The following is a 25,633-nucleotide window of genomic DNA, read 5'->3' as shown; positions in this document are numbered from 1 at the left end:
AATTGTGTTAAAGTTAATTGCAGATTTGAGGAGGATAAGATGAAACATATTGTTTTTAAGTTTTTATATTTGAGCTTGGCATTAAGTATCTTTCTTTCTTGCAGTGTCAAAAAAGATTCTTACGCCGATACCGAAGAAAACCGATTCAACGCTTATAGTGCGGAATCCAAAAGCTCATCAACCGATTACGAGTTTGAAATAGCAAAGAGAGCCCAAACAGAAGATAAAAATACACTAAGTTTGGATGCCCGTGATATAGAACGAAAACTTATAAAAACAGGTTTTATAGAATTCGAAACGGACGACATAAAAAAAACAAGAGAAATAATCGAAAACCTTGTGTCAAAATATCAAGCCTACATAAGTCAAGAAGATGAAAAACATTTTCATTCAAGTATCAGACAGACAATCAGCATCAGAATACCGAAAGAAAATTTTGAGAATTTTTTAAATGAAATTACCGCAGGAATTAAAAACCTGGATAATAAAAATATTACGGTTGAAGATGTTACGGAAGAATTCGTAGACAGCCTTGCCCGTCTAAAAGTAAAAAAAGAAACCGAACAAACTTACTTAAAAATTTTAAGTCAGGCTAAAACGGTAAAAGATATTTTAGAAGTTCAAAACCAAATTCAAGATTTACGTTCCGACATTGAAGCAATTGAAGGCCGTTTACGCTATTTACAAAAATCGGTAAATTACAGTACTTTAAACATTTCAATGTATCAAATTATAAACGGCAGTATAGCAAGGCCGGCATTTTTTACCAAAGCTCTTAATGCAGTAAAAGACGGAATAGGCCTTTTTAGCGATATAATTCTAGGTATTCTTTATCTTTGGATATTTATACTCATAATTGCAGTAATTTTGATGATTGTCATCAAAAAACGCACCGCTAGAAAAGCAAAAAAGGAAGAAAATTTGAATTAAGTATTCATCGAAATTATAAGTTCTATCTCACCGGTAGGAAGAGGAATCTTTTCTGCAATAAGCTCTATTGAAAGGCCTTTTTTAGCCATTTCGATTATCTGTTCCTTCATTGCAGCAGTTCTGTCGGGAACGATTCCCGATTTGGGAGCAAGAATTTGTTTTGTGTATATCTTGATAGGTTCTTCTTCAACAGCCGTATCTTTTTTTTCTTCTTCATTTACTTCTTTTGAAGATTTGTTTACCTTTAATTTTACATCTTCATTCTCGATTACAGGTCTTTCATGTTTTGTGATAACACTTCTTTCAATGCCGGAAAAAGTCTTGGCACTTTCAGCCAAACTTTGATACACCCTATCGGCCGCACTCCGCTTTTCTTCTTCTTTACCGGCAATCAATATCCTCTTATCAAGTTCCGATATAATATTATTGACTTCTCTAATCTTATCTTCCATGATGGTGACGGAGCGATCAGTTTGAAAAGCTATCTGTGCTACCAATTTTTGGGTTTCATTTTTTATATTATCGATCAATACTTTGTCGGAAAATTGATTTTTAAGCTTAAAATAAAAAAAGAGAATTAAAAAAATATTTAATATCAATAAAATAATTGAAACAACTGTCATCATCCCGAAATATCCACTCTTTGGCCCAAATAAGGGTCTTTTATGTAATCTTCATTATTTAAAGCCTGATTTTTTTCTTCGGGCTCAGGTTGGTTTTTGCCCTCTTCGTCATTATTCCGCTCTTCATCAGGCGATTTTCCATCTTTATTAATTCTAAGATTTTTATTGTTGTCAGATTCTACAAGCTGGACAGTGCTTAGTTTTTTTTGTGCATCAATTTTATTTTGCTGCTGCTGTGCATCCCTAATCATAGAGGTTACCTGTTGTTCGGCACCTTGCTGTTTTCCCACCTTAGCCATTTGAGCATATAGAGTTTGTAGATCAATTGGTTGAATAGCCACTTGGAACCTTCTTAGCATCCTCATCGTTATCTTCTTGATATTTTCCGTAACGCACAATTCCCTTGTCAAGGTAGAATGTAGTAGCCTTGCAATCCATTCTTACATCTTCGACAGTATCTCTGATTACTATGCGCACTCCCGGATATACATGACCGGAAGCGGAAACACGTCCCTGATTTTTCAAGGTATTTAGATACTCTTTTATTTGAGTAATTTCTTTTTCTACTTCATGAATTTCAGTTTGCAGAGTATACTTATACTCGCTCATTTTGTTGTAATTTTCTTCTTTGTCTTTTGGAAGTTCTCCCCGTTTGGATTTAAGCTCTTCAAGACTCATCAAATTGAGCTTTAAATCTTCCAAAGTTTTTTGATCCATTTCTTGTTTTTGCATCAAAAAGTTTAAGCGTTCCTTGCTTTTGGGATCGAAGCCTACACTTAAGACAAGATCGTTTCCGCCTGAAACACTTCCTAAATTCCTTGCCGAAATGGATTCGGAAGCACTTAAATTTCCGCTTATTATATCGGCCTTCTTTCCGCGGCATATAATTTTACGGTTGGCCATTACATTCGATTTTATAATACCGTCCGAAACTATTACCATGTCGCCTGCTTCAACAACGTCCGTATTTTGAATAAATTTAGACCATATGGATTTTCCTGCCCGTATAACGCCGCCTTCTTTACCCATAATACCTTGGCTTACAACTATATCGCCCTCGGTATCAAGTTCGGCCCGGCCGACAGAACCTTTAACCTCTATATTTCCGGAGGCCTTTATAACAAAACCATCATCCACATTTCCATTTACAAAGACGGAACCTAAGAATGTAATGTTTCCTGTTCTTATTGAAACATCGCCTTCTACTACGTAAATTTCTTGTACGGTAATCTTGTTTTTTACCAAAAGAACCTGTCCGTTTACCTCAGCAACTATAGTTAGGCCGTCAGCGGCAATCTTTGTGTTTTTACCAACAGGCATTACAATATCTTTTCCGTTAAGGGCATCAAGATATTTTCCTGTAACGGTTTTGCCCGGCTTTCCGCGTTGTGCAGGAACCTTTTGAGCTACAGGCTGACCTTCAACAACATTTTGGATCAAGTTCAGCTCTTTAAAGTTAATTTGTCCCGACCGGGTTTCCTGCAAACGTACCTGCGTATTATCTACTTCAAAGTTATAAAGAATTTTTGCATCAGCTCCGTTTTGAGGAGCTATACCTTCTGCGACCAAATAATCTTCACGGTAAACGGGAGAATCTTGAAACTCTCTGACCCTCTCCTCGTTTATTCCGACAATTATCCTGTTATTCTTTAAAAAAGCTATAATCGTATCTGCCGAAAGGTCTACACCGCCTGCAGTAGGAGGAGTAACATAGAGATAGGCCTTCATTTCATCATCGCTTATATTAACGGCCATAGCGGCATCATTTCCCGGAATGCGGTTGTATGGAGCAACTCTGACATATTCTCCGGTTTTTTCATCCAATATGGTAGAAAGCACATCATCTTCCGGAATAGGAAGAGCTCTATCCCTAAACCTGTCTCTTGCGGCCTTTATATCGAGAGCCCGGCCTGTACCTGAAGGGGCCGTAACTTTAAAGTAGATACCGTCCGCCGCACAGAAGACATACCCCATTCCATCCTTATTGACAATTACATCGCCTTCAATTGTCTCTTGAGTTTCATCCGTTTCTTCTTCAATATTTTGCTGTTTTTTTACTTTTATGGTTTCATAAGCCCTTATTTTCCACTCTTTCGGAATTATTGCAAAAAAACCGGAAGCTCCTTTTTGTAGAATCTCGTAGTCTATCGAGGAAACAGGCATCCCTAACTGTATGGCTGCATTTGCAAGGGCTTCATCAAGGGTTTCTCCGCTTATATCAACAAAAAAACGGCCGGAATCCAGTTCATGCATTTCAGACATTTTTTCCTGTATTTGATTAAGCCTAATCATATTTCCCCCTATTTTATGCCCTTTGTAACACTAGAAAGTTTGGCTCTTAATTTTACATTTGCGCTTGTATGTATCTGGGAGACTCTGGATTCGGTTACATGAAGGACTTCACCTATTTCTCTGAGAGTCATGTCTTCATAATAATACATGATGAGAACTTTTTTTTCTCTGTCAGGCAATTCTTTAATAGCTTCAACTATAACCCGCTTTATGTCTTCACGTTCCACGATTACGTCGGGATTTAAAGAAGAAGGAGCTTCAATTATGTCTCCTACCGAGAATTCTTCCGAATCATCATTTGAAAACCTTAAATCGGTCAACGAAATAACGCTGGTTGCAGATATTTTAAGCAGGAGAGAGTTATATTCTTCAATATCCAATCCCATCGCAGAAGCTATTTCTTCATTTGAAGCGGAACGGCCGAGCCGGGCTTCCAAGTCGGCGATGATTTCTTCTATTTCGCGGCTTTTTTGACGTACAGAACGCGGAACCCAGTCTATAGACCGCAACTCATCAAAAATAGCTCCTCTGATTCGGTTAACGGCATAGGTATTAAATTTAACGTTTTTATCGAGGTCATACTTCTCTATGGCGTCTAAAAGTCCGAAGACGCCGTAGCCTACTAAATCATCAAATTCCACATTGGTAGGCATTCCTATACCGACCTTTCCGGCGACATACTTTACCAATGGAGCATACTTTAAAATAAAATATTCTCTGATTTTAGGATCTGAGGTTTTTTTGTATTTTTCCCAAAGTTCTTCTTCAGGTATATTTTCATAATCCGTATTTGCCATTACCCACACCTTTTATATTAAATTAAACAATTTAGGAATCCCTTTTAAGCACAGTACGAATAGCACTAACCATAGTATTCGTGTCCATTCCGGAGCCGGACAAGTCGGTTGAAACATCAAATGCCGATGTTCCTCTCTGAGTGAAGTCCATTTGATCATCACCTTGCTGCAGCTCATCCTCAGGTATAAAATCCTGTAAGTCGGGAAGTTCTTCCAATTCTTTTACAGTATTTTCCTCTGTCTTTTCATTTGAAGGCTCCTCTCCGGCTAAAGAAGTACTGCCCTTTATAGTATCAACATCTGCCTGTATCGACTCCAATTCGTTGAATTCATCATCATCCGATATGGAACTTTCATAAGTTTCTTCATCTTCAAACATAGCAGATTCCATATTAGTTCCTTCTTCATCATTTTCAAAAGGTACTTCTATAGGCTCATCGATACTTATATTCAAATTCTTTCCGGTTTCTTTCCTTTGTTTTTCTTGAGCATCAACAGGCTGAAATAAGTCCGGCACAAAATGCTCCAAAAGGATTTGCGCTCCTAAAACGAAACCGCCGCTTATCAAAAAAATAATCAGCGAACGCAAAATTATTACGGAAAACCGTACACCGCTTATCAAACCCAATAAGAAGGCTAAAATCAGAGCTGCTGCTGCACATATAAGGGGAATTTTAAATTTTGCCACTACTCTATCAACCTCCTAATCTTTAAAGTTCAAAGCGGAATTTTTATTCCCATTTCCTTCCAAAAAGTTTTTGTATAAAACCGGAAAATCCCGAATATCTATTATAATCCGTTTTTTCAAGTTTTGCAACTATGTGGCGCAAACAACCGGCTGCTTTGCTCTTGGGAGCATATATAAAAAAGGGCTTTTGCTTTAAAACAGCCTGTTCAACGATAGGATCATTATAAATAAAGCCCAAATACTCAACTTTTAAATTTAAAAATTGAGCAACAATCTGAATCATACGCTCTGCTATTTTTTTACCTTCAAGGGCGGAATTTACACGGTTTACGACCATTTTTAAGTTTAAATCGTAGTTTTCCACTTCGGTAGCGATTATTTTTATAATTCCGTAAGCATCTGTTATGGCCGTAGGTTCCGAGGTGGTAACGATTACAACTTCATCGGCAGCAGCAACAAAACTGAGTACGTTTTTTGAAACACCTGCGCTTGTATCTATTATTATTATGTCCGCTTCTGCAAGAGAGTATAATTCTTTAATAAAGTCGGATCTCTCAGCTTCCTCCATGTTTGCAATTTTTGAAAAACCGGAAGCTCCTGCAATAAATTTTATTCCGTATTCCGTATCAATTATGATATCCGACATCTTCTTTTGTTTTTTTAGAACATGGTAAAGATTGAATTTCGGAATTATATTCATCATAACATTTACGTTTGCAAGGCCGAGATCTGCATCAATTACGATAACATTTTTTCCCATCTTGGCATAGGCAATACCCATATTTGTAGAGATATTTGTTTTTCCTACACCGCCTTTTCCGCTGGTTACGGCAATTATCCTCGTCTTCCTTTTAGGAGGCAGTTCAGAAAATCCTTTATCACTGCTTGAATTGTTCTTACTCCTCATTAATTTCCTTAAATCTTCTGCCTGATCCGTCATCTTAGCTCCATACTATAGAAATTTCGTCATCGAAATTATCATTGATATAATCCAAAGAGAACCCTTTCAGCTTTCGTAAAAAAATAATCTTAGAAGCCTTAGCTATATCTTTGGGTACTGTTTGGCCTTCTGTTATATAGGCGACAGGAATCTTGTATTCATCCAAAATACTGATAATACTGCCCACATGAGCCGTTTCATCAAGTTTTGTAACTATAAGGCTCGAAAAATTAAAAACGGAATATTGTTTTATTATTTCGTGTATGTCGGCAGCCTTAGTTACCGCACTTACTACAAGATGGGTTTCAATCCTTCCCGGCTCAATCTCATCAAAATATTTTTGCATCTCATGTATCTTTTCAGGATCGGTCGGACTGCGCCCCGTCGTATCTATACATATAATATCGGCAGAATCCTTATACAGGTCTAGATATTTATGTAAATCGACCGGGTCATTCGCTATGATGAGGGGAATGCCCATGTGCTCACAATATTTTTTAATTTGAAAGGCAGCGCCGATTCTATATTGGTCAATAGTTATAACCCTTACATCAAGAGGCCGTCCTTCAAGTTTTGAAACGGCCAAAATATAGTAGGCGGCAAGTTTTGCCAGGGTGGTTGTTTTACCTATGCCTGTCGGCCCGACCAAGGCTATCAAATTTTGTTCTTTATTCGAATTTTCTTTATTTGAAACTTCAGGTTTTATCTGTATGGAAGCAGCTATCCATTCGAGCACTTTTTTTTGTACGATTTCAAAATCGTCCAATTCGGATAAGCTCAAATTTTTGGATATTTTTTCTTTTATGGTTCGTATATATTTAGCGGTAAAATCATTTTCTTCCAAAAGAGCCGATATTTTTGCTATGTTTTCATGTTCTTGCGAAGGAGATGTTTTTTGTTTTATTTCTTCGACAAGCCTTTCGACGGTTTCTGCAAGGTTTTTAAGTTCTTTAGATTCGATATTGCTTTTTGAGGGCGAAGAAGTTTGATTTTCAAGCTTTTCGATATAGGGCATCATTTTTTCGGCCATTTCTTCGGATTGAGATGCCGCAAGTTTTATTATCTTTAAGCGTTCTTCTTCGAGGTTTATGCGGGAACGGCTTTTGAGGGGTGAAACAAGCGGTTGAGATTTACTTTCTTCTTCATTACCTGAGAATTTCGGAACAAAGGCTTCGTTTTGAATATTAAAACTTAACCTTATCGTTTCCTTGTTAAAAAAACTAAAGAAGCCTTCATTTCTTTTTACTTCACGCCGAGTAATCATTATGTTCGGCCCGTACTTTTCTTGAATTTTTTGAATGCATTTTTCGTATGTTGGAGCTTCTTCGACAAATGTTTCCATAATAAACTTTATACCACCCGTACCCATTATAAAACATTTTTACAAATTTTACAATACAGATACGGTATGTTTATTTTGACTTTTTAGAGCTAATTGCCTTAATAAATTTACAATTATCTTTATGGGAGCGGACTGCAATCCTGATATGATTACACCCAAGGCTTTTAAAACTTCTGCAAGTTCTTATCAAAATGCCTTTTTTTTCAAAAAACTTCAAAGCATCTTCATCTTTTGCATTTAAAACTTTAAGAAGAACAAAGTTGCATTGACTTTTATAGGCTTGTAATTTTATCTTACCGCTTGTGCCGTATTTTTCGATATTTTCGAGCAAAAAAGCTCTTTCTTTTTGAATATAGACCTTGCTCTTTTTTATAAAATCCTTATCAAAAAAGATTGCAGGGGCGGCAGCCTCGGCAAAGGCGTTTATGTGCCAGGCTATTTCAATCTTAGAAAGAGCCGAAACCGTCTCAGGCGCGGTACAGGCATAGCCCAGCCGGATTCCCGGAAGCGCAAAAAATTTGGTTGCAGCCCGGATTATACAGACATTCTTATAGCCGTCTTTTTTAAAAAGACTTATGCTGTCGTAATCGGGCGAACAAAACTCGTAAAAGGCCTCATCCAAAAGTAAAAATGCATCTGCCTTTTTTACAAGATTATAAATTTGCAAAAGCTCGGTCTTTTCAATGCGCAAACCGGTAGGATTATTCGGGTTTCCCAAGATGAGAAGATCGCCGGTCTTCAAGTTTTTTTCAAGCCATGCAATATCGATAGAAAAATCTGAAAGAAAAGGAATTTCAATTAACGGCTTTTTATGAACAAGAGCTCTCAATCCGTATTCCGAAAAGGAAGGGGTAAAAACGATAACCCTCTTAAAAAGAAAACAAAAGTTATCGATTATTTCTACAGCCCCGTTCCCCAAAACAATATTTTCACACCCGCATTTTAAGTACTTAGCCGTGATCTTTTTTAAGGAACGGTACCGAATATCCGGATAAACCAAGAGATTGTCAAAAGACGCACTTAAAGCCTTTTTTAAGCTCTTAGGTGCCATGAGAGGATTGATATTGCTGCTAAAATCGATTAAAACCTTGTCCCTTTTTTTATAAGACAAAACCCCGCCGTGTTCCAAAGTTGCCCACCTTTTTAACGCTAAAGATTATAACAGATTTTTAAGATAATGGCAAAGGGAAGATGTAGAGAAATTAACCGCAGGTAAGTTGAGGGCTAACTTGAGGCAATGCGGCCCCTTGACAAATTATTGGTTTTTACTATAATTACTTTATAACCTTCTGTTGATTGAAGTGTGTTTTAGTAAATGAACGGAGGTTTTTATGACAAAATCAGGTAAAGATATTTCTTTTTTATTTCACAATGGTAATACATACAACTTATATGAATTGGTGTTATACCTTAATCACAGTTCAGCGGATACTGAAATAGCTCCTAAATATGTTGATTGTTTAGCTTGCACTTATGCCGATTTAAAAGAAATTTCTATTGATTTTTCCAACCAAGATGAATTAAAATTGTATTTTGCAGAATCTTGTCTCGCTTGGGCCTTGTATTATGTCTACAACATGAAAAAAAAGGGTGTCTATGCTCGTGAGCTTGCAGATTTACAATCCCACTTAAAGTTATGTGTAAAGTCCTTTATCGGTTCCGGCCTAAAAAGTAAAGGCTATTGGAGCAAATTTCATCCGCATCCTGATTATAATTTTTCTTGGCGGTTTCCTTTCAAAAAGTCAAGATACTATAAGAAGACATTAAAAGAATATGATAATTTTATTGAAACAGCGGAGTGTTCCGGCAAATATTTTGCAGGTGTTTTGAATATGTTTATTATCGATTATGAAGATGAAATATTGCCTGACGCGACTCGTCTTACACAAGACTATAAGGCATATCTTTTAAACATTTGTGCATGGATTGCTTGTTCCGGCAATTCCCGCTATTACCGTCAGATAGTTAATAATTTTATAATCAACTACTATTATTGGTATACATCAATGGATGGGAAAAAACCTGACTTTTACCAATTTGAACCGCAATTTGCACATCAGATGCAGACCGAAAAAAATAAATGCCTTATGGGTATGTTGGATGTAGAGTTCTGTGATACGGAAATTCTTTGCAAATGGATTCACTATGATGTAATCTTTAAAAAAACGGATCCGCATATTGAACAACTTGTAAGATGGATGTTTGGTAAAGAATTTCCTCATAATACAAGTTTAAGAATGAAAGAAATATATAAGTCCCTTTTTACCTCTATGAATCAGGACTTACTTGAAAATCCCGGAATAGTTTTGCTTATGTATCTGGGTATACAAAAAATCTCCTTGTATGACTTCAAGGATATCTTTACACCTTCTAAAGAGAAACTTCAAAAAAATACAAACATTGATGAATCATTTCTTTCTCAATTTTTACAAGTCTTATTTTACTTTATGGTATGGGACATATGCTCTGCATATAAATTTAGATGGGAAAATTATAGAAGTTATCCAATCAATGGCAAGGAACCGCATATTCTCTTTAAAGAAAGAGAATATAATAGTTTTTCTACTAAAACAAAAAAAAACCGTTTTAGTACATGGACTAACGACAAAGAAAATCTCATGGCCAATTTTTATGAACCATTCCTTGACGGTACATGGAGAAATCCTAAAACTTTGCAGCACATTCTAAATTTGTTTGCAGATTTTTTTAAATTCAATAAAAAAAATCCCTTTGATGGACTTAATTTTTCAGAACTTTCCGGAGGTAAAATTTCAATTTTTGAAACGGTACCTATACTTATATATAACTTGTCTCATGGTGAAGCAAGTACATATATAATCAATGAATTGAATTTTATACGAAAACAATATGAATTCTCTCTCAATGTTCTTCCAAATACTAGAAAGAAATTTAAAAGCGAAGCTGAAAGAGCTGAAGTAAAAAAAGATTGTGAAAAAAATTTACAGTTCTTAAAAGAATACGATGTAGGTTTTCATCTGGACGAATTTGAGCAGTCATTTTATCCATTTAAGCAACACTCTATTTCATTAAGACGTAATTGTATTTGCAAATTCTTGCCGGAAACTGATTCCGATATTTATATCTTTAACAGCTCCGGAAAAAATTGTACCCTACGCATTGACAAAGATAGACGTTTCAGGTCAAATTACAAAAATCATTTTTGGAATCGGTATTTATACAATGACCGCAATAGTGAAACTCATTATTCATCTTGTACAGCCATAAACAATCTGCTTGGTGATGACAGCTTTGATAAAAAATTTATACTATCTGCACTATTCGATATAAAAAAGCAGCTTGCAGATATGACCGAAAAAGAAAACACACTATATCAAATTTTACAAATTAAATATCTAAATAAAGAATGTGATATCTTATTTAAAATTATCGTTCGTAAGTATTTTAAATCTATTCCGCAAAATAAAGAGTGGGAATATATTTTTAATGATAACGGAGAATTTGGCTGCCCCAAAGAACTTGTTTCTGCATTTAATGATAATTTTTCTGCTTTAGATTTTGGGTATGATATGTACACTTACCTTCAAGAATTTTTTGAGATAGTATGGAATATACGAAGTCTTTATTATGATTCCAGACACAATGATGAGGTTTTATATGATGCAGATTTTTTCGAGATATATAAGCTGCCTATAGAATTGTATATTATATATCTATCGCTGTCATTCCAAAAATATGACGGTGAAAATAGAAAACAATAAACGGAAAATCACACCCCTCTTGCGAATAAGTCAAAAATAGGCTATACTAAAGCACGGTTGAGAGGCTAAAAAAATAGCTCAACCGTTTTTTTTTGGCAGGGGGAAGTTATGAAATCCAAATTTATCTTTGTTACGGGCGGAGTTGTTTCATCTTTAGGAAAAGGTTTAACGGCGGCCTCAATAGGAATGCTCTTAAAAAGTCGCGGATATTCCGTAGTTAATCAAAAATTTGATCCTTACTTAAACGTAGATCCCGGAACCATGAACCCCTACCAGCACGGCGAAGTCTTTGTTACCGAAGACGGCGGCGAAACCGACCTAGACCTCGGCCACTACGAAAGATTTACCGATGTTCCCCTGCACAAATTTAACAGCACCTCCGCCGGAAAGGTTTACCTTGCCATCTTGGACAGGGAAAGAGCCGGAGGCTACAACGGAGGAACCGTTCAAGTAGTTCCCCACGTTACCGACGAAATCCAGTCCCGCATTATAGGAACAGCCGAACAGACGGGAGCAGACTTTATTATTTCGGAGATAGGCGGAACCGTGGGCGATATTGAAGCACTCCCCTTTATCGAAGCCATCCGCCAAATCCGCTACACTGTAGGAAAAGAAAACTGCATGTTCGTTCACTTAGGACTTTTACCATACTTAAAAGAATGCGGCGAAATCAAAACAAAACCCATGCAGCACAGCGTAAAAGAGCTTTTAGGCTTCGGTATTCAGCCGGACATTTTAATTTGCCGAAGCGAAAAACGCCTTTCAAAATCGGTACGCGAAAAACTAAGCCTTTTTTCGAATATCCCTCAGGATGCAATAATCGAAAACCTCACCGCAAAGTCCATTTACGAAGTTCCCCTGATGTTGGAAGAAGCCGGCTTGGGCAAGGTTCTTTGCAAACTTTTCAATATTGAAAACAAAGAACCGAACCTTGAAGAATGGAAAAAAATGGTTCAAACCTATTACAAGCCTGAAAAAGAAGTAACCATCGCCCTTGTAGGAAAATATGTGGAGCTCCCCGATGCTTACTTAAGCGTTGCAGAGGCTTTAACGGCAGCCGGCATTTACCACAAAACATCGATTAAACTTCTTTGGGTTGACTCCAAAAAGATAGAAACCAAAGAAGACGCTGCACACTTTTTAAAAGATGCAGACGGAATTATCGTCCCGGGAGGCTTCGGAGACAGAGGCATTAACGGAATGCTTTTAACGGCTCAATTTGCCCGCGAAAACAAAATTCCGTACTTCGGAATCTGCCTCGGTATGCAGATTGCCGCCATAGAATACGCCTTAAACGTGCTTCACATTGAAGAAGCCAATTCTTCCGAATTCGATAAAAACGCAAAAAATCCCGTTATCGATCTCATGCCCGATCAAAAAGATGTAAAAATCGGAGGAACCCTCCGTTTAGGTCTTTACAGATGTATGATAACCGAAGGAACTCTTGCAGAAAAAGCCTATAAATCCCATGAAATACAAGAAAGACACAGACACCGATACGAGTTTAACAATCTTTACAGAGAAAAATTCAACAATTCGGATATGATTTTTTCCGGCTTTAATCCCGAACGGAATTTGGTTGAAATTGTCGAGTTAAAAAAATCATCCGTGGTTCGCGGCAGTTCAATTTCATCCCGAGTTCGCATCCCGGCCCAATAAACCGCATCCCTTATTCAGAGATTTTATCAAAGCCGCTGTCGAGACAAAATAAGATGCCCCAAAGGCCTTCCCCGATTCTAAAGTGATAATATTTTAAAACCGATACTAACTCGGGGAGGCTACAAACTAATGAAAAATATTATTCTCAAAACACAAAAGATATTTGTACCTGCGCTTTTTTTAATTTTAATTGCCGCAAATTTTATGTCGTGTAAAACGGCTCCGGTAGAAAAAGAAGAATCGCTCATCGATCTTATAAAAGCAGGAAAGGCCGAAGAACTGCAGGAAAGACTGAACAGTTCTGCAGCAAATATGAAAGATACGGACGGCAACAGCCTCTTACATATTGCTGCAATTCAAAACAATCCTATAATCGTGCGCTTTTTAATAAACATGGACGCCGATATTGAAGCACAAAATGCCGAGGGCATGACTCCTCTCGGAGCGGCTTTAAATAACGGGGCCTATGATGCGGTCAAGGTTTTAGTTGAATACAATGCGAATATATTTGCTCAAGATAATAACAAAGAAAAACCTTTTTATATAGCATGTAAAAACAATGTTCCCAACTTGATTTTTACGGCTCAAACCTTAAAACAAAAGGATGAAAATCAGGACACGGCCTTACACTTGGCCGTAAAAGCAATAGATACAAAACTTACAGAGCAAATTTTAGAAGTCGAAAAACCTGAAACCAAGCATAATAAAGAGGGTTTGAGCCCTCTCGGTATCGCCTATAAAAACTACGATTTGGAAGAATCGGCAGAAATAGCCTCCATGCTTTTACTTGCCGGCATACAGCCAATGGGTAAAGATTTTGCCGAATTTGAAACAGCCTCCCTCGCCCGAAACTACTCAATGCGCTTTGGAGACGGCGAAACCCTGCTGCATATTTTTGCAAGAAAAGGGTATACCGGATTTTTAAAATTCTTGGTTAAAAATAAGGTTCCAATCGACGTAAAAGACCTCTCAAGTTCAACAGCCCTTCAAGAAGCCGTTTACAACGGAAATATCGAAGCTGCCATGCTGCTCTTACAAGCCGGAGCCGATCCCAACAGCCGAAACTCCTCAGGAAACACAGCTTTGCATTTGGTTATGCCTGAAGCTTCCCGTTCAAAATTATTTACAAGGCTGATTACCGCAGGAGCCAACCCCAATCTTAAAGATAACTATGGGGAAACACCTCTCCATGTTGCTGCAAGAATCGGTATGAATGACGACATCCTAGATCAGCTTCTAAAAGCCGGAGCCGACATAAATGAAAGAAATAAAAAAGGTCAAACGCCTCTCATTTTAGCCATCGAAAGGAACCAAGTACAGCAAGTGGATTTTTTGATAAATCATGGAGCTGATATTCACGCTGAAGACAAATCGGGAGAATCAGCCTTTGTTCACGCCGTAAGCATGGGATTGCCCATGGTCTCGCATGTAGTAACCGAAAAAAACAGCATGGAAAGAGATTCAACCGGATCCACACCTCTCCATTTAGCGGTAAGCCGAAGGGCAAGCAGCGACATTATCTATTATCTTGTAGAAAAAAAGAGCTTAATAAATACACGCAACAAGCTGGGTAACACTCCGCTCCATATAGCCGCCGAAAAAAACTATCGCGAAGCCGGCGAAATATTGATAGCAAATAACGCCGATATATTCTATGCAAACCTAAACGGCGATAGTCCGCTAAAATTTGCAATGACCTTGAGAGACGGAAGAGAAGATTGGATGATAAACTCCCACACAATAGGAGCTAAGGATGGAGCCGGGAATACGCCGCTCCATCTTGTTTCTGAATGGCAGATTTCTTCAATGATACACTACTTGGTTGATAAGGGAGCAGATATAAATGCAAGAAATGCAAATAACGAGACGCCCCTTTTTAATGCTGTAAAGGCAGATAATCCCGGCACCATAAAAGCCTTGCTCGAAGAAGGCGGAGCTAAAAAAGCCGACATAGATGCAAGAGATTTTTTAGGAAACACTATCCTTCATGCCGCAGTAAGGTGGTCGGCATATAAAGCGGCCGATTTTATTTTAAACAAGAATACTGAAGAATATGTAAAACTTTTAAATGCAAAAAATCTTGCAGGAAAAACCGTTTTACACGAGGCCGCCAAACAGGGCGAAATGAAATTTATCAACATATTTTTAAGAGCCGGAGTTGATGTAAACGCCGCCGATGAAACGGGAAGAGCTCCGCTCTCCGAAGCTGTTCTTGCAAACCAGACCGAAGCTATCGACTTATTGTTGAGAAATGGAGCATCTCCGGTTCAACAGGATATGTACGGAAGAACCCCCCTCCACGAAGCCGTAGAAATTTCGCATGAAAGTATAATGCTTGTGCGGAGCGCCGGAGGAAATCCCTTGGCCAGAGACGCTTACGGAAAAACGCCATTTATTCTGGCTCTGGATAAAAATATAAAAACCGTTGACCTCGTGCTCGGTAATAACAGCCTTTTAACCGATACCGACGGCGATACTCCATTACACATAGCCGTAAAGGAAACCGTAAACCTTGATATTTTTCAGAGAATTATAAAAAAAGGCTATCCTATAAACAAGAGAAACAAAAACGGTGAAACGGCCGTTTTACTTGCAATTCAAAATAACCAAAAAGAAAACGCAAGGACTCTTTTAACTGCAGGCGCTGATCCTTTTATCGTAAACAATAAGGGGGCTTCGGCCATAACGGAAATTTTTACGAACCGCTCCGACTTTATCCCGATAGCAGCGGAATTCTCCATAAAACAGACCGATACACTCGGCGACGGAATGCTGCACTATGCAGCCAAATATGCGGATGAAAAAACCGTAAAAGACCTGTTGGCTCTTCCCGGCATAAACCTCAACGTAAAAAATACGGCAGGGGAAACGCCTTACCAGGTTGCCGTCAGATGGAACAGACCCGAAATAGCCGCACTATTAAAAACGGAATAAAGAAAAAAGCCCGCATCCTAAAAGGTTGCGGGCTTTTTTAATAAGCTCTATTTTATCTTAATCATATTTGATTGATGTTAAAATACCGTTTAGCTTTTCTGTCGGGTTTTCATATTCTCTAAAGGTAAAGTAAACATGATAGCCCTTATCAGAAACAATAGTAATAGTTTTACCGATACAGTTATTAACTATATTTGATGTTTCATAGGGGAAATACTTGGGTTTAAGAATAGCCAAATGATAATCCTGTCCGTCATAACGGACTTGAGCCAAATGAGCGGGGAAAGGAACCAAGAAGATTAAAAAGTCATCCATCTTTCCGCCGCCCAGCGTTAAACTGGTACCGGGCTTCATGATATGAATGTTCCGTCTTCCGATATTTCGGTTTTGGTTTAAAACATAAATTTCGGTCATGCCCGATTGATTACGCTTTATTTCGATTGTTTCAAAAAAGTTTGCCGGCGACATGTATGTGCCGCGAGGCTGTTTAGCAGCAAATGAAGCCGCTAAAACGCGTCTGCGAAGAGCTTCATCATCTTGCTTTTGAGCCGCAAGCCGATTCAAACTATCGGACGAATATATTGAACTTCCGTCTCCTGCAAAGTTTTTATTTTCGGAATAGATTGAAGTATTTGATGCAGAATTAAAGGCATTTAAACGGCTCGCATGGTCATCTTCTTCCGAAAGTTTATGGGGATATCTTTTATCCTCTTCCTGATAATTGGGCTGACTTCCTGCCCCGGCATAGCGGACTTGGTTGGAATAAGAACTTGAGCTCCGTCTCCTTGCAAAGAACACAATCAAGAATATGATAAGCAAAAGCAGTAAAACGGCAAGAAGAATAAACCAAAGCGCATTGGAATCTTTGAGCCTTCCAAAACCTGTAGGGAAGACCGATAATGACGTTTCCATAACCTGAGGCAAAACTCTCTTTCCTTCAGCAAATTCAAGACGCATAATCAAATTATAATTGCCTTCTTTATATTCTTCAGGAAGAACAGCCGAAACCTTTATCAACACATTTTTTTCGCCTGATTTTATCTTCGTATTTTGCGAATCGACCGGTATTTTGCTTATATCGGTCCCGTTGTCCATGACTATATGGGTCAAATGAAGTTCTACATCTTCTTCAGCGTTATTAGTTACACCAAACGAAAAAGCAAGTTTATTACCATGAGCTTCAAGGCCGTCATCAGGGAAATCTATTAAGGGCAGATTTTCCGAATTTTCGTTAATTGTAAATGCATCGTTTTTATCTTTAGAAAGCTCACTGTTTGAAGCCCCGGAAGCATCTTTAAATGCCTGCGAAACATCGGTTAAACTTCCCTGTCCTGTTCCGGCATTGCCTGAACCGCCCTGAGCTGTACCTGAAGTACCCGAGCTTCCTCCGGAATATCCTCCTCCGCCTGAAGCAGAACCTGAAGTTCCTGAGGATGAACTTCCGCCTGCTGAACCGCCTGAACCCTGCATACCCGAACCGCCGGCGGCTCCGGTTCCTGCATATCCGCTGCCGGGATTATAAAATTCTTCTCCGTCTAAATTCCGTATCACGGCATCAGCAGGATAAGGAAGTTTAACATAATAGACCTTCCACCCCTTTTTTCTGATGCCTCCGGCGAGAAGACCTATTTCATTTTTTATTTGATCATCCGAATAATTTTTATACGGGCTTGATGCAGGAGGATTAAAAATACCGTCCGAAATTATAATCAGTATTTTCTCTTTTGTTTCCGGTAAATTCGAGCCGTATTGGCGGGCATACTGAAGGCCTGTCAAAAAGTCCGAACTTTTACCAAGCTGGTACAAAAGCAAAAATCTGGAAACAAGCCGCGACATATCTTTTTCGCTGTTGATTTTTTGCGACATTTCGTAACGGGCATCAGCGTTAAATGATAAAACATGAACGTTATCGCCCTTCCTTACAAACTTGTCGTTAATTTCCGCCAAAACACGATTATTAATGTCTTCGTAGTAGGGAAGAATAGTGCCTGATGTATCCACCAGTATCACAATCTCGGCATTTGTCTGCGGGCTGTTTTGGGTAAAGCCAGGTGTAAAAAGAACAAACAAAAACAAACACAATAAAATTCTTTTAAACATTTTTTTTCCTCCTTTCGGAATACTGTTAAGAGGCTTGCAGGTCTTAAGTTAAAAACAGCAAGCCTCCCTTCGAATCAATTATTTTAAATCCGCAATGGCGATATCTATAATCTTATAACTCCTTTTTTCATCGTTAACTTCAAATTCAACCTCTTCTCCTTTTTTGCGGTTAAATAATCCGTTTCCTAAAGGTGACATATAAGAAATAATACCGTTAGCAGGATCAGATTCCCATGGTCCTAAAATTGTATACTCTTCTTCGTGATTTGTCAAATTGTTTAAAATTTTTACACGGCTTCCAAAGTAAACTTTCTTTGCAGTAGCGGTTGTGGGATCAAATATTTGAGCCCTGTCAAGTTCATCCTGCAAGCGGGTAAGAGCATTGCTTAGGCGGGTTTGTTCTTCTTTTGCAGCCTTGTATTCGGCATTTTCACGCAAGTCTCCGAGAGAAATAGCAAAACCGATATCCTTTGCATTTTGCGGAATTTTAACATCCCTGATTTCGATAAGCTCTTTATTTTTAAGATCAAGCATTTTCGCCGTAACAATCAAGCCGTGAGCCGTAACGCTTTTTTCTTCAATATCAAAGAATTTAAAGTCCTTATGTTTTTCAACAATCTTAGCCCTAATATTCATCTTAGTCATCGGATCGAGGTCTTTAATATCTCCTATCAAGGTATAAAGCCTTGTTATGGTATCTACATCGCTTTCTATAATGAAGTTTTGTAAAAGTTCATCCTTACCGAATAGAATTGTGTGTACCTGATGATTGATTTTTCGGTTTTCGGTTGTATTTCTTCTTGATGCAATTTCACGGTATGTGATATCCAAAATATGGATAAGTACTATGAGCTGCTGTTCCAAACTTATGCCCAGTTCTTTAAACCATTCTTCTCCCTGAATATTTTTAAAGAACCAGATAACCGCATTTCTATAGATACGGTAGTTCTCAAAACAATCCTTTACCAAATTCTTTACATCATCGGTAGAGTCTGCTTCGATAAGAGCTTCCAGTATTTCGGAAGATAAAACAGTCGGGAAAAGTCTGATATATTCTTTTTCCCAATTCGGAATAAGGTTTTTGATGTACTTTAAGAACTTTTGGCGAAGGGTTTGACCTTTGATCGAAACCTTATCCTTGATTTGAGAATATACTTCCATCGGATCTTCGATGCGGCTGTAAAGTTCTGCAAAGTTATATTGCTTTACGGCCGAAATAAGCTGTTTATCCGAAATAAATTCTTTAACAAGAATGTAGGCGCAGACAACCTGCTCGTTTACCTGACTAAAGGCTTTTAGGAAGCCCTCAAAATAATCAAGCATCTCGCGGAAGGTATCGGATTCATCATCGCAAACTTCAGAGGTGTCATAAGCATTGAGAAGTTCAATTCTGGCAAAAAAGTTCTTTTGAGCCTTAAATTCGTTTGATAATTTTTCTTCAGTGGCAATCGGGCGTTCGCGTACGGTGTAAAAATCGATATTATCGGGATTTATGCCGAACATGGGATTTTCTTTTAAGACTTTGCGGGCCTTCGTATTCCAGCTCGTCCATTCTCCGGCAGTTAAAAGCGACGGAACAATTTCCTGCTTGACTCTTTTCATATCGCAGTTATTGTCAAAACTCTTTATTATAATCTTCAAAGCCCATTCGGGGTCTCCCTTGATCTTCTTGGCAAGAGTTTCTTTGTTTATTGTGGATTTTAATACCCAAATGTGTTCTCTGTCCAAGGTTTGAAGAGCAGTAATACCCATTTTAAGGCTCATACTGTGGCCGCGTTTTTTTGCAAAATCTATAACCAAATCGTCATCTTTTATCGAAGCAATGCGTCCTACACCCCATGTGCGGTGGAATACAAAGGAGCCCATATCAAATGAAATATGCTTTTCGAAATCTGCGATTGCATCAAAAACGGGGCGCCAAGGCTGACTTAAATCGGAAACCTTAACGCATTCCGCAAGCTGACTGTGATCCTTGTATTTATTTTTAAAACACTCGGTAATTTCTTCTCTTGCCCAGCTGTCTTTTTCATCATAAGAAAGAATCAGCTTTAAGATATCTATACAGATATTCCAGTTTTCGTTTTGTCTGTAATATTGATAAATATCCTGCATCAAGATGGAATTGCGGCTGTTGTCCATGACGGATGCAATTTTAGCCTGTATTCGGAAGAAAAAGTCTATTTCATCGGGTATTAGGGTTACGAGTTTTGACCAGATTTCTTTTACTCCGTTTATCTGTTTACGGTTAATAAAACGGTACAGGGCCTTTTTGTAGTACTCGGTTGATTTTTCGGCGTTTCCGTCTTTTTCGTATTTTTCGGCTAAAAGTTTGGCAATTTCGGCTTCATCATAGTCAACCTTAACCAAGCGTTCCCAGATATCGTAAAGTTCATCACTTCCGGCAGCCTTATAACATTCAGCCAAGGTGCGGAGTGCAAATTTAGACTCTCCGTATTCGAGAACTTTTTTACAAAGATATTCAACTATTTGCGTTCTGTGGTTATCGGTAAATATCCCGATTAAGCTCACAACGTTTGAATCATCCAAAAGTTGATTTGAAAGAGAAATTATACTCGAAATGTAAAGGGCTATTATACTGTTTTTTGTGTGTGTTAAATGTTCATCACATATTTCTTTTATTTCATCCACAACATTTTCTTTTTTTGCCGTAGATACTAATTTATATAGATCTTCAAAATTCTTTGTTGTGTAGTTTCCTATAGCTGCTCTGGTCCATTTTTCTTCATTGAGCATCTCTATCAATTGTTTTTGTATATCAGACATAAATCCTCCGAAACTCTGCTATCTCATATAGCAATTATATATATTTTGATCTAATACCTTTATCCGCAAAAGCAGGTCATCTATTTTTGACTTGTTTTCATTTACACTTACATAATGATCAATCAGCCAAAAATAATGGTTTATCAAACGCGGAACAAGCTTGTGTCTTTGTTCTTGAGAGGCATTTTGAACCTCTCCTTCCATTAAAAAGATATTTTGCTTCAACTGCCCTACTTCAAAAGCTCTCAGCTCCCGTTTTACGTTGAAAACCCCGTCAATAACACCATAAACCGGCATCCAATCGGCAATTTCTTCAACTTTGTAGCCAAGATTGAGCACTCTTTGGATGAGCCTGTGAATAATTTCAGACTCAAGAAATTGTAATTCAATCCCGGCAGGATCGATAAAAAATGCCTCTCTAAAAAAAGCTTTTGCAAACTTAATTTCACCATATAAGGCATAACAATCGGCCAAATCGGCCAAAACCGCTCCCGAGTTCTTGTCGATCTCGGCGGCGTATCTTAAAAAATCAAGGGCTCTTTCATAATTTCCGAGAACCTTATAACAAAGACCGATTTTACGGTAGGGTTCGGCATCGGGAAGCTCAGAGTCTTCATTAAAAAGATCTGCATAGAACTCCAATGCAATCGTAAAAACGGCACACTTTAAGGAATATATAACCGATTCTTTTTCTTCCCCTTGGCGGCGGATATAAGCCAAAAAGGGCTTCCACTGAGAGATCATTATCTCGGCCCTTTCCTGAGGAGTAGAAGCCTTTTTTGCCTTCTCCAGCCTATCTTCCCAAAAGCGCACGCCCTTTAGAGTATAATCGATTTCTGCATTTTCCAAGTCATCCTTTAACAATCTTTCAAGCTCGGCATAGGATCCCCTTAGATCCCCCTGCTTGAGGATGTTTAATGCATTATTCAGTTTACTCTGTACGGATCTTTCAGTCATAATATCCTCAATTTACTATTGTACATAAAAAAGCGATTTTAGTCAATTGAGCGTGTCGGCACATTTTTCATAATATGGATTACTCCCTTGAAAAAATATAAAATTTATGGTAGTATAGTCGACTGGGACTGTTTATTTCCGTTATATGCAGTATGCTTTTAAATCATATTCTTCCCCTTATATAATAGACTTGAATAATCCCTAATACTTTTATAAGGACGGTTTTTATGAGCCAAGAAAAAAAACTTGTAATGATCGACGGTAATACTGCTGCCGGTCACGTTGCCCACGCTTTAAGCGAGGTAATTGCCATCTACCCGATCACACCGTCAAGCCCGATGGGTGAGGTTGCTGATGAATATTCAGCCCGCGGAAGAGAAAATATTTGGGGCACAGTTCCCGATGTTGTTGAGCTTCAATCCGAAGGAGGCGCCGCAGGTGCCGTACACGGAGCCTTAACCACAGGTGCTCTCTCTTCAACATTTACTGCATCTCAGGGCTTGCTCTTAATGATTCCGAATATGTACAAAATAGCCGGTGAGTTGACAAGCACAGTATTCCACATTGCTGCCCGCGCCGTAGCTTGCAGTGCTCTTTCAATCTTCGGAGATCACCAAGACGTAATGGCTTGCCGCCAGACAGGTTGGGCAATGCTCGCATCCAACTCCGTACAGGAAGTTATGGACCTTGCCATTATTTCTCATGCGGCCACATTGGAATCAAGAGTTCCCTTCCTCCACTTCTTTGACGGATTTAGAACTTCTCACGAAATTCAAAAGATAGAAGAAGTTTCTTACGACATTATGCGCCAGATGGTAAGCGATGAACTTGTCAGAGCTCACCGAAAACGCGGTTTAACTCCTGAGAGCCCTGAGCTTCGCGGAACTGCACAAAACCCGGATATTTACTTCCAGGGACGAGAAGCCGTAAACAAATACTATCTTGCTACTCCCGAAATTGTTCAAAAGCAAATGGATAAGTATGCAAGCCTTACGGGAAGACAATATCACCTTTACGACTACTACGGAGCAAAGGATGCCGAACAGGTTATAATCCTCATGGGTTCAGGTGCAGACACAGTTGAAGAAACTGTAGACGAACTTAATTCCAAGGGCGGAAAGTACGGCGTTCTCAAGGTAAGACTTTACAGGCCCTTCAGCGCCGAACACTTTGTAAAGGCTCTACCTGCAACATTAAAGGGTATCGCAGTTCTTGACAGATGTAAAGAGCCCGGTTCTCTGGGTGAACCCCTCTACGAAGATGTAAGAACAGCCATCGGCGAAATGCAGGCTGCAAAAAAATGCCCCTTTACACAATATCCCGTCATCATCGGCGGACGCTACGGTCTCGGTTCAAAAGAGTTTACACCGGCCATGGTTAAGGGCGTATTCGACAACCTCGAAGGCGAAAAGAAGTCCAACTTCTCGGTAGGTATCGAAGATGATGTTACACACACAAGCATCAAGTACGATCCCAACTTCAAGCTTGAAGATAAAGACATGCATCAGGCCATGTTCTTCGGTTTGGGTTCAGACGGTACTGTAGGTGCCAACAAGAACTCAATTAAGATCATCGGTGAAGCTACAGATAACAAGGCTCAAGCCTACTTCTCCTATGACAGTAAAAAATCGGGCGGTTTTACGATTTCTCACTTGAGATTCGGAAAGCATGCAATCCGAAAGCCCTACTTAATTACAAACGCAGACTTCGTTGCCTGCCATAAGTTCAGCTATCTTGAAACCTACGATATGCTCCACAGCCTTAAAAAAGGCGGAACCTTCCTCTTGAATGCTCCTTACGGAAAAGACGAGATTTGGGACAATATGCCCATCGAGGTTCAAAAGCAGATTATCGAAAAAGAAGCAAAATTCTACGTAATCGATGCTATCAAGATTGCAGAAAAAGCCGGAATGGGCAACAGAATCAACGTTGTTATGCAGACAGCCTTCTTCAAAATCTTCGGAATCTTGCCTGAAGCCGAAGCCGTAGACCTAATCAAAAAATTCATCGAAAAATCCTACGGAAAGAAAGGCCCCGAAATTGTTCAAAAGAATATTACGACTATAGACATGGCTCTTGAGGGAGTTGAAAAAGTTGACTATCCCAAGACAGCAACAAGCAAGCTCAAGATGCATCCTGCAATCACAGGAGATGCACCCGACTTTGTAAAGAATGTTTTGGGCAAGGTTGCTATCCAAAAGGGTGATGACATAAGAGTGAGCGAAATGCCTGAAGACGGAACCTTCCCGACTGCCACAACTCAATATGAAAAGAGAGCTATCGCAGAGCATGTTCCGATTTGGAAGAGCGATATCTGTATTCAGTGCGGTCAGTGTACTGTTGTTTGTCCTCATGCCTGTATCCGAATGAAGGCCTATGACGGCTCACTTTTGGCAAAGGCACCCCAAGGCTTTAAGTCTTGCGACTATAAGGGCAAGGAATTTGAAGGCGCCAAGTTCACAATTCAAGTTTCGGTTGAAGACTGTACAGGATGCGGCCTTTGCGTTCAACAGTGTCCTGCAAAGTCCAAGGAAAATCCCGAAATTAAAGCCATCAACATGGAGAACTTTGTTGAAAATAGAAAGCAGGAAGTTGCAAACTGGGACTTCTTCTTTAAAGATATTCCGGATCCGGATGTAAAAAAACTTAACTTGAGCGTCCCCAAGGGCATCGGTATGAAGCGCCCGCTCTTCGAGTTCTCGGGAGCTTGTGCAGGCTGCGGTGAAACACCTTATGTAAAGCTTCTTTCACAGCTTTTCGGAGACAGGGCCGTTATTGCAAACGCAACAGGCTGTTCTTCAATCTACGGCGGAAACTTGCCAACCACACCCTATGCAAAACGATGCGACGGAAGAGGACCTGCTTGGTCTAACTCACTATTTGAAGATGCCGCAGAATTCGGCTACGGTATGAGATTAACAAGCGATAAGCTCGCTGTTTATGCCCGTGAAGTTGCCGTTAAGGTAAAAGAAAAGGGAATTGCAGCCGGAGTAATCGACAAGATTCTAAACAACAGTCAAGAAGATGATGCCGCTATCGAAGATCAGAGAAGTTTCGTTGCCGAACTCAAAAAAGAATTAGCCGGTTCAAAAGACGAATTGGCCAAGGAATTGGACTCTTTAACCGACCACTTTATCAAACGCTCCGTTTGGATTCTCGGAGGAGACGGATGGGCCTACGATATCGGTTACGGCGGTTTAGACCATGTTCTTGCCTCAGGCAAAAACATCAATGTTCTTGTAATGGACACTGAAGTTTACTCGAATACCGGCGGACAGATGTCAAAGGCAACACCTATCGGTGCCGTTGCAAAATTTGCAGCTTCCGGTAAGGATATAAGCAAAAAAGACTTGGGTATGATGGCTATTAGCTACGGCTATGTTTATGTTGCCCACATTTCGATGGGTGCAAACATGAGCCAGGTAATCAAGGCCTTCCGCGAAGCCGAAAGCTATGACGGACCTTCGATTATCATTGCTTACAGTCACTGTATCAACCATGGTATCAACATGACCAAGGGTATGACAAACCAAAAAGAGGCTGTTTCTTGCGGTTTATGGCCCCTTTACAGATACGATCCGAGACTTGTCGAGCAAGACAAAAACCCCTTCCAGCTTGACAGCAAGGAACCCGACTTTAATCTTGCCGACTTTATGTACAAAGAAGTCCGCTTCAAGACCTTAAAGAACGCCGATCCTGCAAGAGCTCAGATGCTCTTGGATAAGGCTGTTGCTAAGGCTAAGAGGCAGTGGCAGGAATACAAGTATTTGGCTGATAGACCCTTCTAAAAGCCGAATTACCGTATAAAAAAAGCCCCCTTAACTTCTATTGAAGATAAGGGGGCTTT

15 protein-coding genes and 1 pseudogene are annotated in these 25,633 nt (G+C 39.2%); 5 read left to right on the top strand and 11 right to left on the bottom strand.

What is annotated here, in order from left to right; translation table 11 throughout:
• Positions 1 to 39 precede the first annotated feature (39 nt).
• Positions 40 to 930 (top strand): DUF4349 domain-containing protein, encoded by an 891-nt coding sequence (locus tag E4O01_RS00270; protein WP_253693081.1) that lies wholly within the window; start codon positions 40 to 42, stop codon positions 928 to 930.
• On the opposite strand, the gene E4O01_RS00265 is transcribed toward E4O01_RS00270, so the two are convergent.
• Genes E4O01_RS00265 through E4O01_RS00230 form a run of 8 tightly spaced genes read right to left on the bottom strand, consistent with a single transcriptional unit; the run spans position 927 to position 8,741 of the window.
• Complete coding sequence (locus tag E4O01_RS00265; protein ID WP_253693080.1) at positions 927 to 1,556, bottom strand: hypothetical protein; 630 nt, start codon at positions 1,554 to 1,556, stop codon at positions 927 to 929. The two genes, E4O01_RS00270 and E4O01_RS00265, sit on opposite strands and share 4 nt — an antisense overlap.
• Positions 1,553 to 1,894: a hypothetical protein gene (locus E4O01_RS00260; protein WP_253693079.1), complete on the bottom strand. Its 342-nt coding sequence runs from the start codon at positions 1,892 to 1,894 to the stop codon at positions 1,553 to 1,555. The genes E4O01_RS00265 and E4O01_RS00260 overlap by 4 nt, the downstream gene beginning before the upstream one ends.
• Positions 1,875 to 3,845, bottom strand: coding sequence for a FapA family protein (locus tag E4O01_RS00255; RefSeq protein WP_253693078.1), 1,971 nt, complete (start codon positions 3,843 to 3,845; stop codon positions 1,875 to 1,877). The genes E4O01_RS00260 and E4O01_RS00255 overlap by 20 nt, the downstream gene beginning before the upstream one ends.
• An 8-nt stretch (positions 3,846 to 3,853) precedes the next feature.
• Positions 3,854 to 4,642: an RNA polymerase sigma factor WhiG gene (whiG, locus tag E4O01_RS00250; protein WP_253693077.1), complete on the bottom strand. Its 789-nt coding sequence runs from the start codon at positions 4,640 to 4,642 to the stop codon at positions 3,854 to 3,856.
• Positions 4,643 to 4,673: 31 nt separating this feature from the next.
• Positions 4,674 to 5,330, bottom strand: coding sequence for a hypothetical protein (locus E4O01_RS00245; protein ID WP_253693076.1), 657 nt, complete (start codon positions 5,328 to 5,330; stop codon positions 4,674 to 4,676).
• Between the two features lie 43 nt (positions 5,331 to 5,373).
• A complete protein-coding gene (locus tag E4O01_RS00240; protein ID WP_253693075.1) occupies positions 5,374 to 6,270 on the bottom strand; it encodes a MinD/ParA family protein in 897 nt (298 codons plus the stop codon).
• A gap of 1 nt (position 6,271) precedes the next feature.
• Positions 6,272 to 7,639: a flagellar biosynthesis GTPase FlhF gene (gene flhF / locus E4O01_RS00235; protein ID WP_371819598.1), complete on the bottom strand. Its 1,368-nt coding sequence runs from the start codon at positions 7,637 to 7,639 to the stop codon at positions 6,272 to 6,274.
• Between the two features lie 43 nt (positions 7,640 to 7,682).
• Positions 7,683 to 8,741: a pyridoxal phosphate-dependent aminotransferase gene (locus tag E4O01_RS00230; RefSeq protein WP_253693073.1), complete on the bottom strand. Its 1,059-nt coding sequence runs from the start codon at positions 8,739 to 8,741 to the stop codon at positions 7,683 to 7,685.
• A 202-nt stretch (positions 8,742 to 8,943) separates the two neighbouring features.
• Between E4O01_RS00230 and E4O01_RS00225 the strand changes: the two genes are divergently transcribed.
• The 3 genes and pseudogenes from E4O01_RS00225 to E4O01_RS00215 all read left to right on the top strand — a co-directional run bounded on the left by E4O01_RS00225 (position 8,944) and on the right by E4O01_RS00215 (position 15,945).
• Positions 8,944 to 11,352: a hypothetical protein gene (locus E4O01_RS00225; protein WP_253693072.1), complete on the top strand. Its 2,409-nt coding sequence runs from the start codon at positions 8,944 to 8,946 to the stop codon at positions 11,350 to 11,352.
• Between the two features lie 108 nt (positions 11,353 to 11,460).
• A pseudogene (locus tag E4O01_RS00220) lies at positions 11,461 to 13,063 on the top strand (CTP synthase).
• A gap of 77 nt (positions 13,064 to 13,140) precedes the next feature.
• Positions 13,141 to 15,945 (top strand): ankyrin repeat domain-containing protein, encoded by a 2,805-nt coding sequence (locus E4O01_RS00215; protein WP_253693070.1) that lies wholly within the window; start codon positions 13,141 to 13,143, stop codon positions 15,943 to 15,945.
• A 57-nt stretch (positions 15,946 to 16,002) separates the two neighbouring features.
• Here the strand turns inward: E4O01_RS00215 and E4O01_RS00210 are convergent, their stop codons facing one another.
• The 3 genes from E4O01_RS00210 to E4O01_RS00200 all read right to left on the bottom strand — a co-directional run bounded on the left by E4O01_RS00210 (position 16,003) and on the right by E4O01_RS00200 (position 21,786).
• Positions 16,003 to 18,045: a vWA domain-containing protein gene (locus E4O01_RS00210; RefSeq protein ID WP_253693069.1), complete on the bottom strand. Its 2,043-nt coding sequence runs from the start codon at positions 18,043 to 18,045 to the stop codon at positions 16,003 to 16,005.
• Positions 18,046 to 18,123: 78 nt separating this feature from the next.
• A complete protein-coding gene (greA, locus tag E4O01_RS00205) occupies positions 18,124 to 20,829 on the bottom strand; it encodes a transcription elongation factor GreA (RefSeq protein WP_253693068.1) in 2,706 nt (901 codons plus the stop codon).
• Positions 20,830 to 20,847: 18 nt separating this feature from the next.
• Positions 20,848 to 21,786, bottom strand: a complete 939-nt coding sequence (locus tag E4O01_RS00200) for a tetratricopeptide repeat protein (RefSeq protein ID WP_253693067.1) — start codon at positions 21,784 to 21,786, stop codon at positions 20,848 to 20,850.
• 227 nt (positions 21,787 to 22,013) lie between these two features.
• Between E4O01_RS00200 and nifJ the strand changes: the two genes are divergently transcribed.
• Positions 22,014 to 25,574: a pyruvate:ferredoxin (flavodoxin) oxidoreductase gene (nifJ, locus tag E4O01_RS00195; protein WP_253693066.1), complete on the top strand. Its 3,561-nt coding sequence runs from the start codon at positions 22,014 to 22,016 to the stop codon at positions 25,572 to 25,574.
• Positions 25,575 to 25,633 lie beyond the last annotated feature (59 nt).

The sequence above is a fragment of the Treponema sp. OMZ 790 genome, assembly GCF_024181285.1.
Classification (GTDB): domain Bacteria; phylum Spirochaetota; class Spirochaetia; order Treponematales; family Treponemataceae; genus Treponema_B.
Note: the sequence above shows the minus strand (reverse complement) of the source record. Positions and strands in the feature narration are given on the sequence as shown.

Excerpts from the sequence above, each read along its gene's own strand:
- E4O01_RS00265 (WP_253693080.1), bottom strand. The coding sequence starts at position 1,556 with ATGATGACAGTTGTTTCAATTATTTTATTGATATTAAATATTTTTTTA.
- E4O01_RS00225 (WP_253693072.1), top strand. The coding sequence starts at position 8,944 with ATGACAAAATCAGGTAAAGATATTTCTTTTTTATTTCACAATGGTAAT.
- nifJ (WP_253693066.1), top strand. The coding sequence starts at position 22,014 with ATGAGCCAAGAAAAAAAACTTGTAATGATCGACGGTAATACTGCTGCC.
- whiG (WP_253693077.1), bottom strand. The coding sequence starts at position 4,642 with ATGGCAAATACGGATTATGAAAATATACCTGAAGAAGAACTTTGGGAA.
- E4O01_RS00215 (WP_253693070.1), top strand. The coding sequence starts at position 13,141 with ATGAAAAATATTATTCTCAAAACACAAAAGATATTTGTACCTGCGCTT.
- E4O01_RS00210 (WP_253693069.1), bottom strand. The coding sequence starts at position 18,045 with ATGTTTAAAAGAATTTTATTGTGTTTGTTTTTGTTTGTTCTTTTTACA.
- E4O01_RS00200 (WP_253693067.1), bottom strand. The coding sequence starts at position 21,786 with ATGACTGAAAGATCCGTACAGAGTAAACTGAATAATGCATTAAACATC.
- flhF (WP_371819598.1), bottom strand. The coding sequence starts at position 7,639 with ATGGGTACGGGTGGTATAAAGTTTATTATGGAAACATTTGTCGAAGAA.
- E4O01_RS00255 (WP_253693078.1), bottom strand. The coding sequence starts at position 3,845 with ATGATTAGGCTTAATCAAATACAGGAAAAAATGTCTGAAATGCATGAA.
- E4O01_RS00240 (WP_253693075.1), bottom strand. The coding sequence starts at position 6,270 with ATGACGGATCAGGCAGAAGATTTAAGGAAATTAATGAGGAGTAAGAAC.
- E4O01_RS00270 (WP_253693081.1), top strand. The coding sequence starts at position 40 with ATGAAACATATTGTTTTTAAGTTTTTATATTTGAGCTTGGCATTAAGT.
- greA (WP_253693068.1), bottom strand. The coding sequence starts at position 20,829 with ATGTCTGATATACAAAAACAATTGATAGAGATGCTCAATGAAGAAAAA.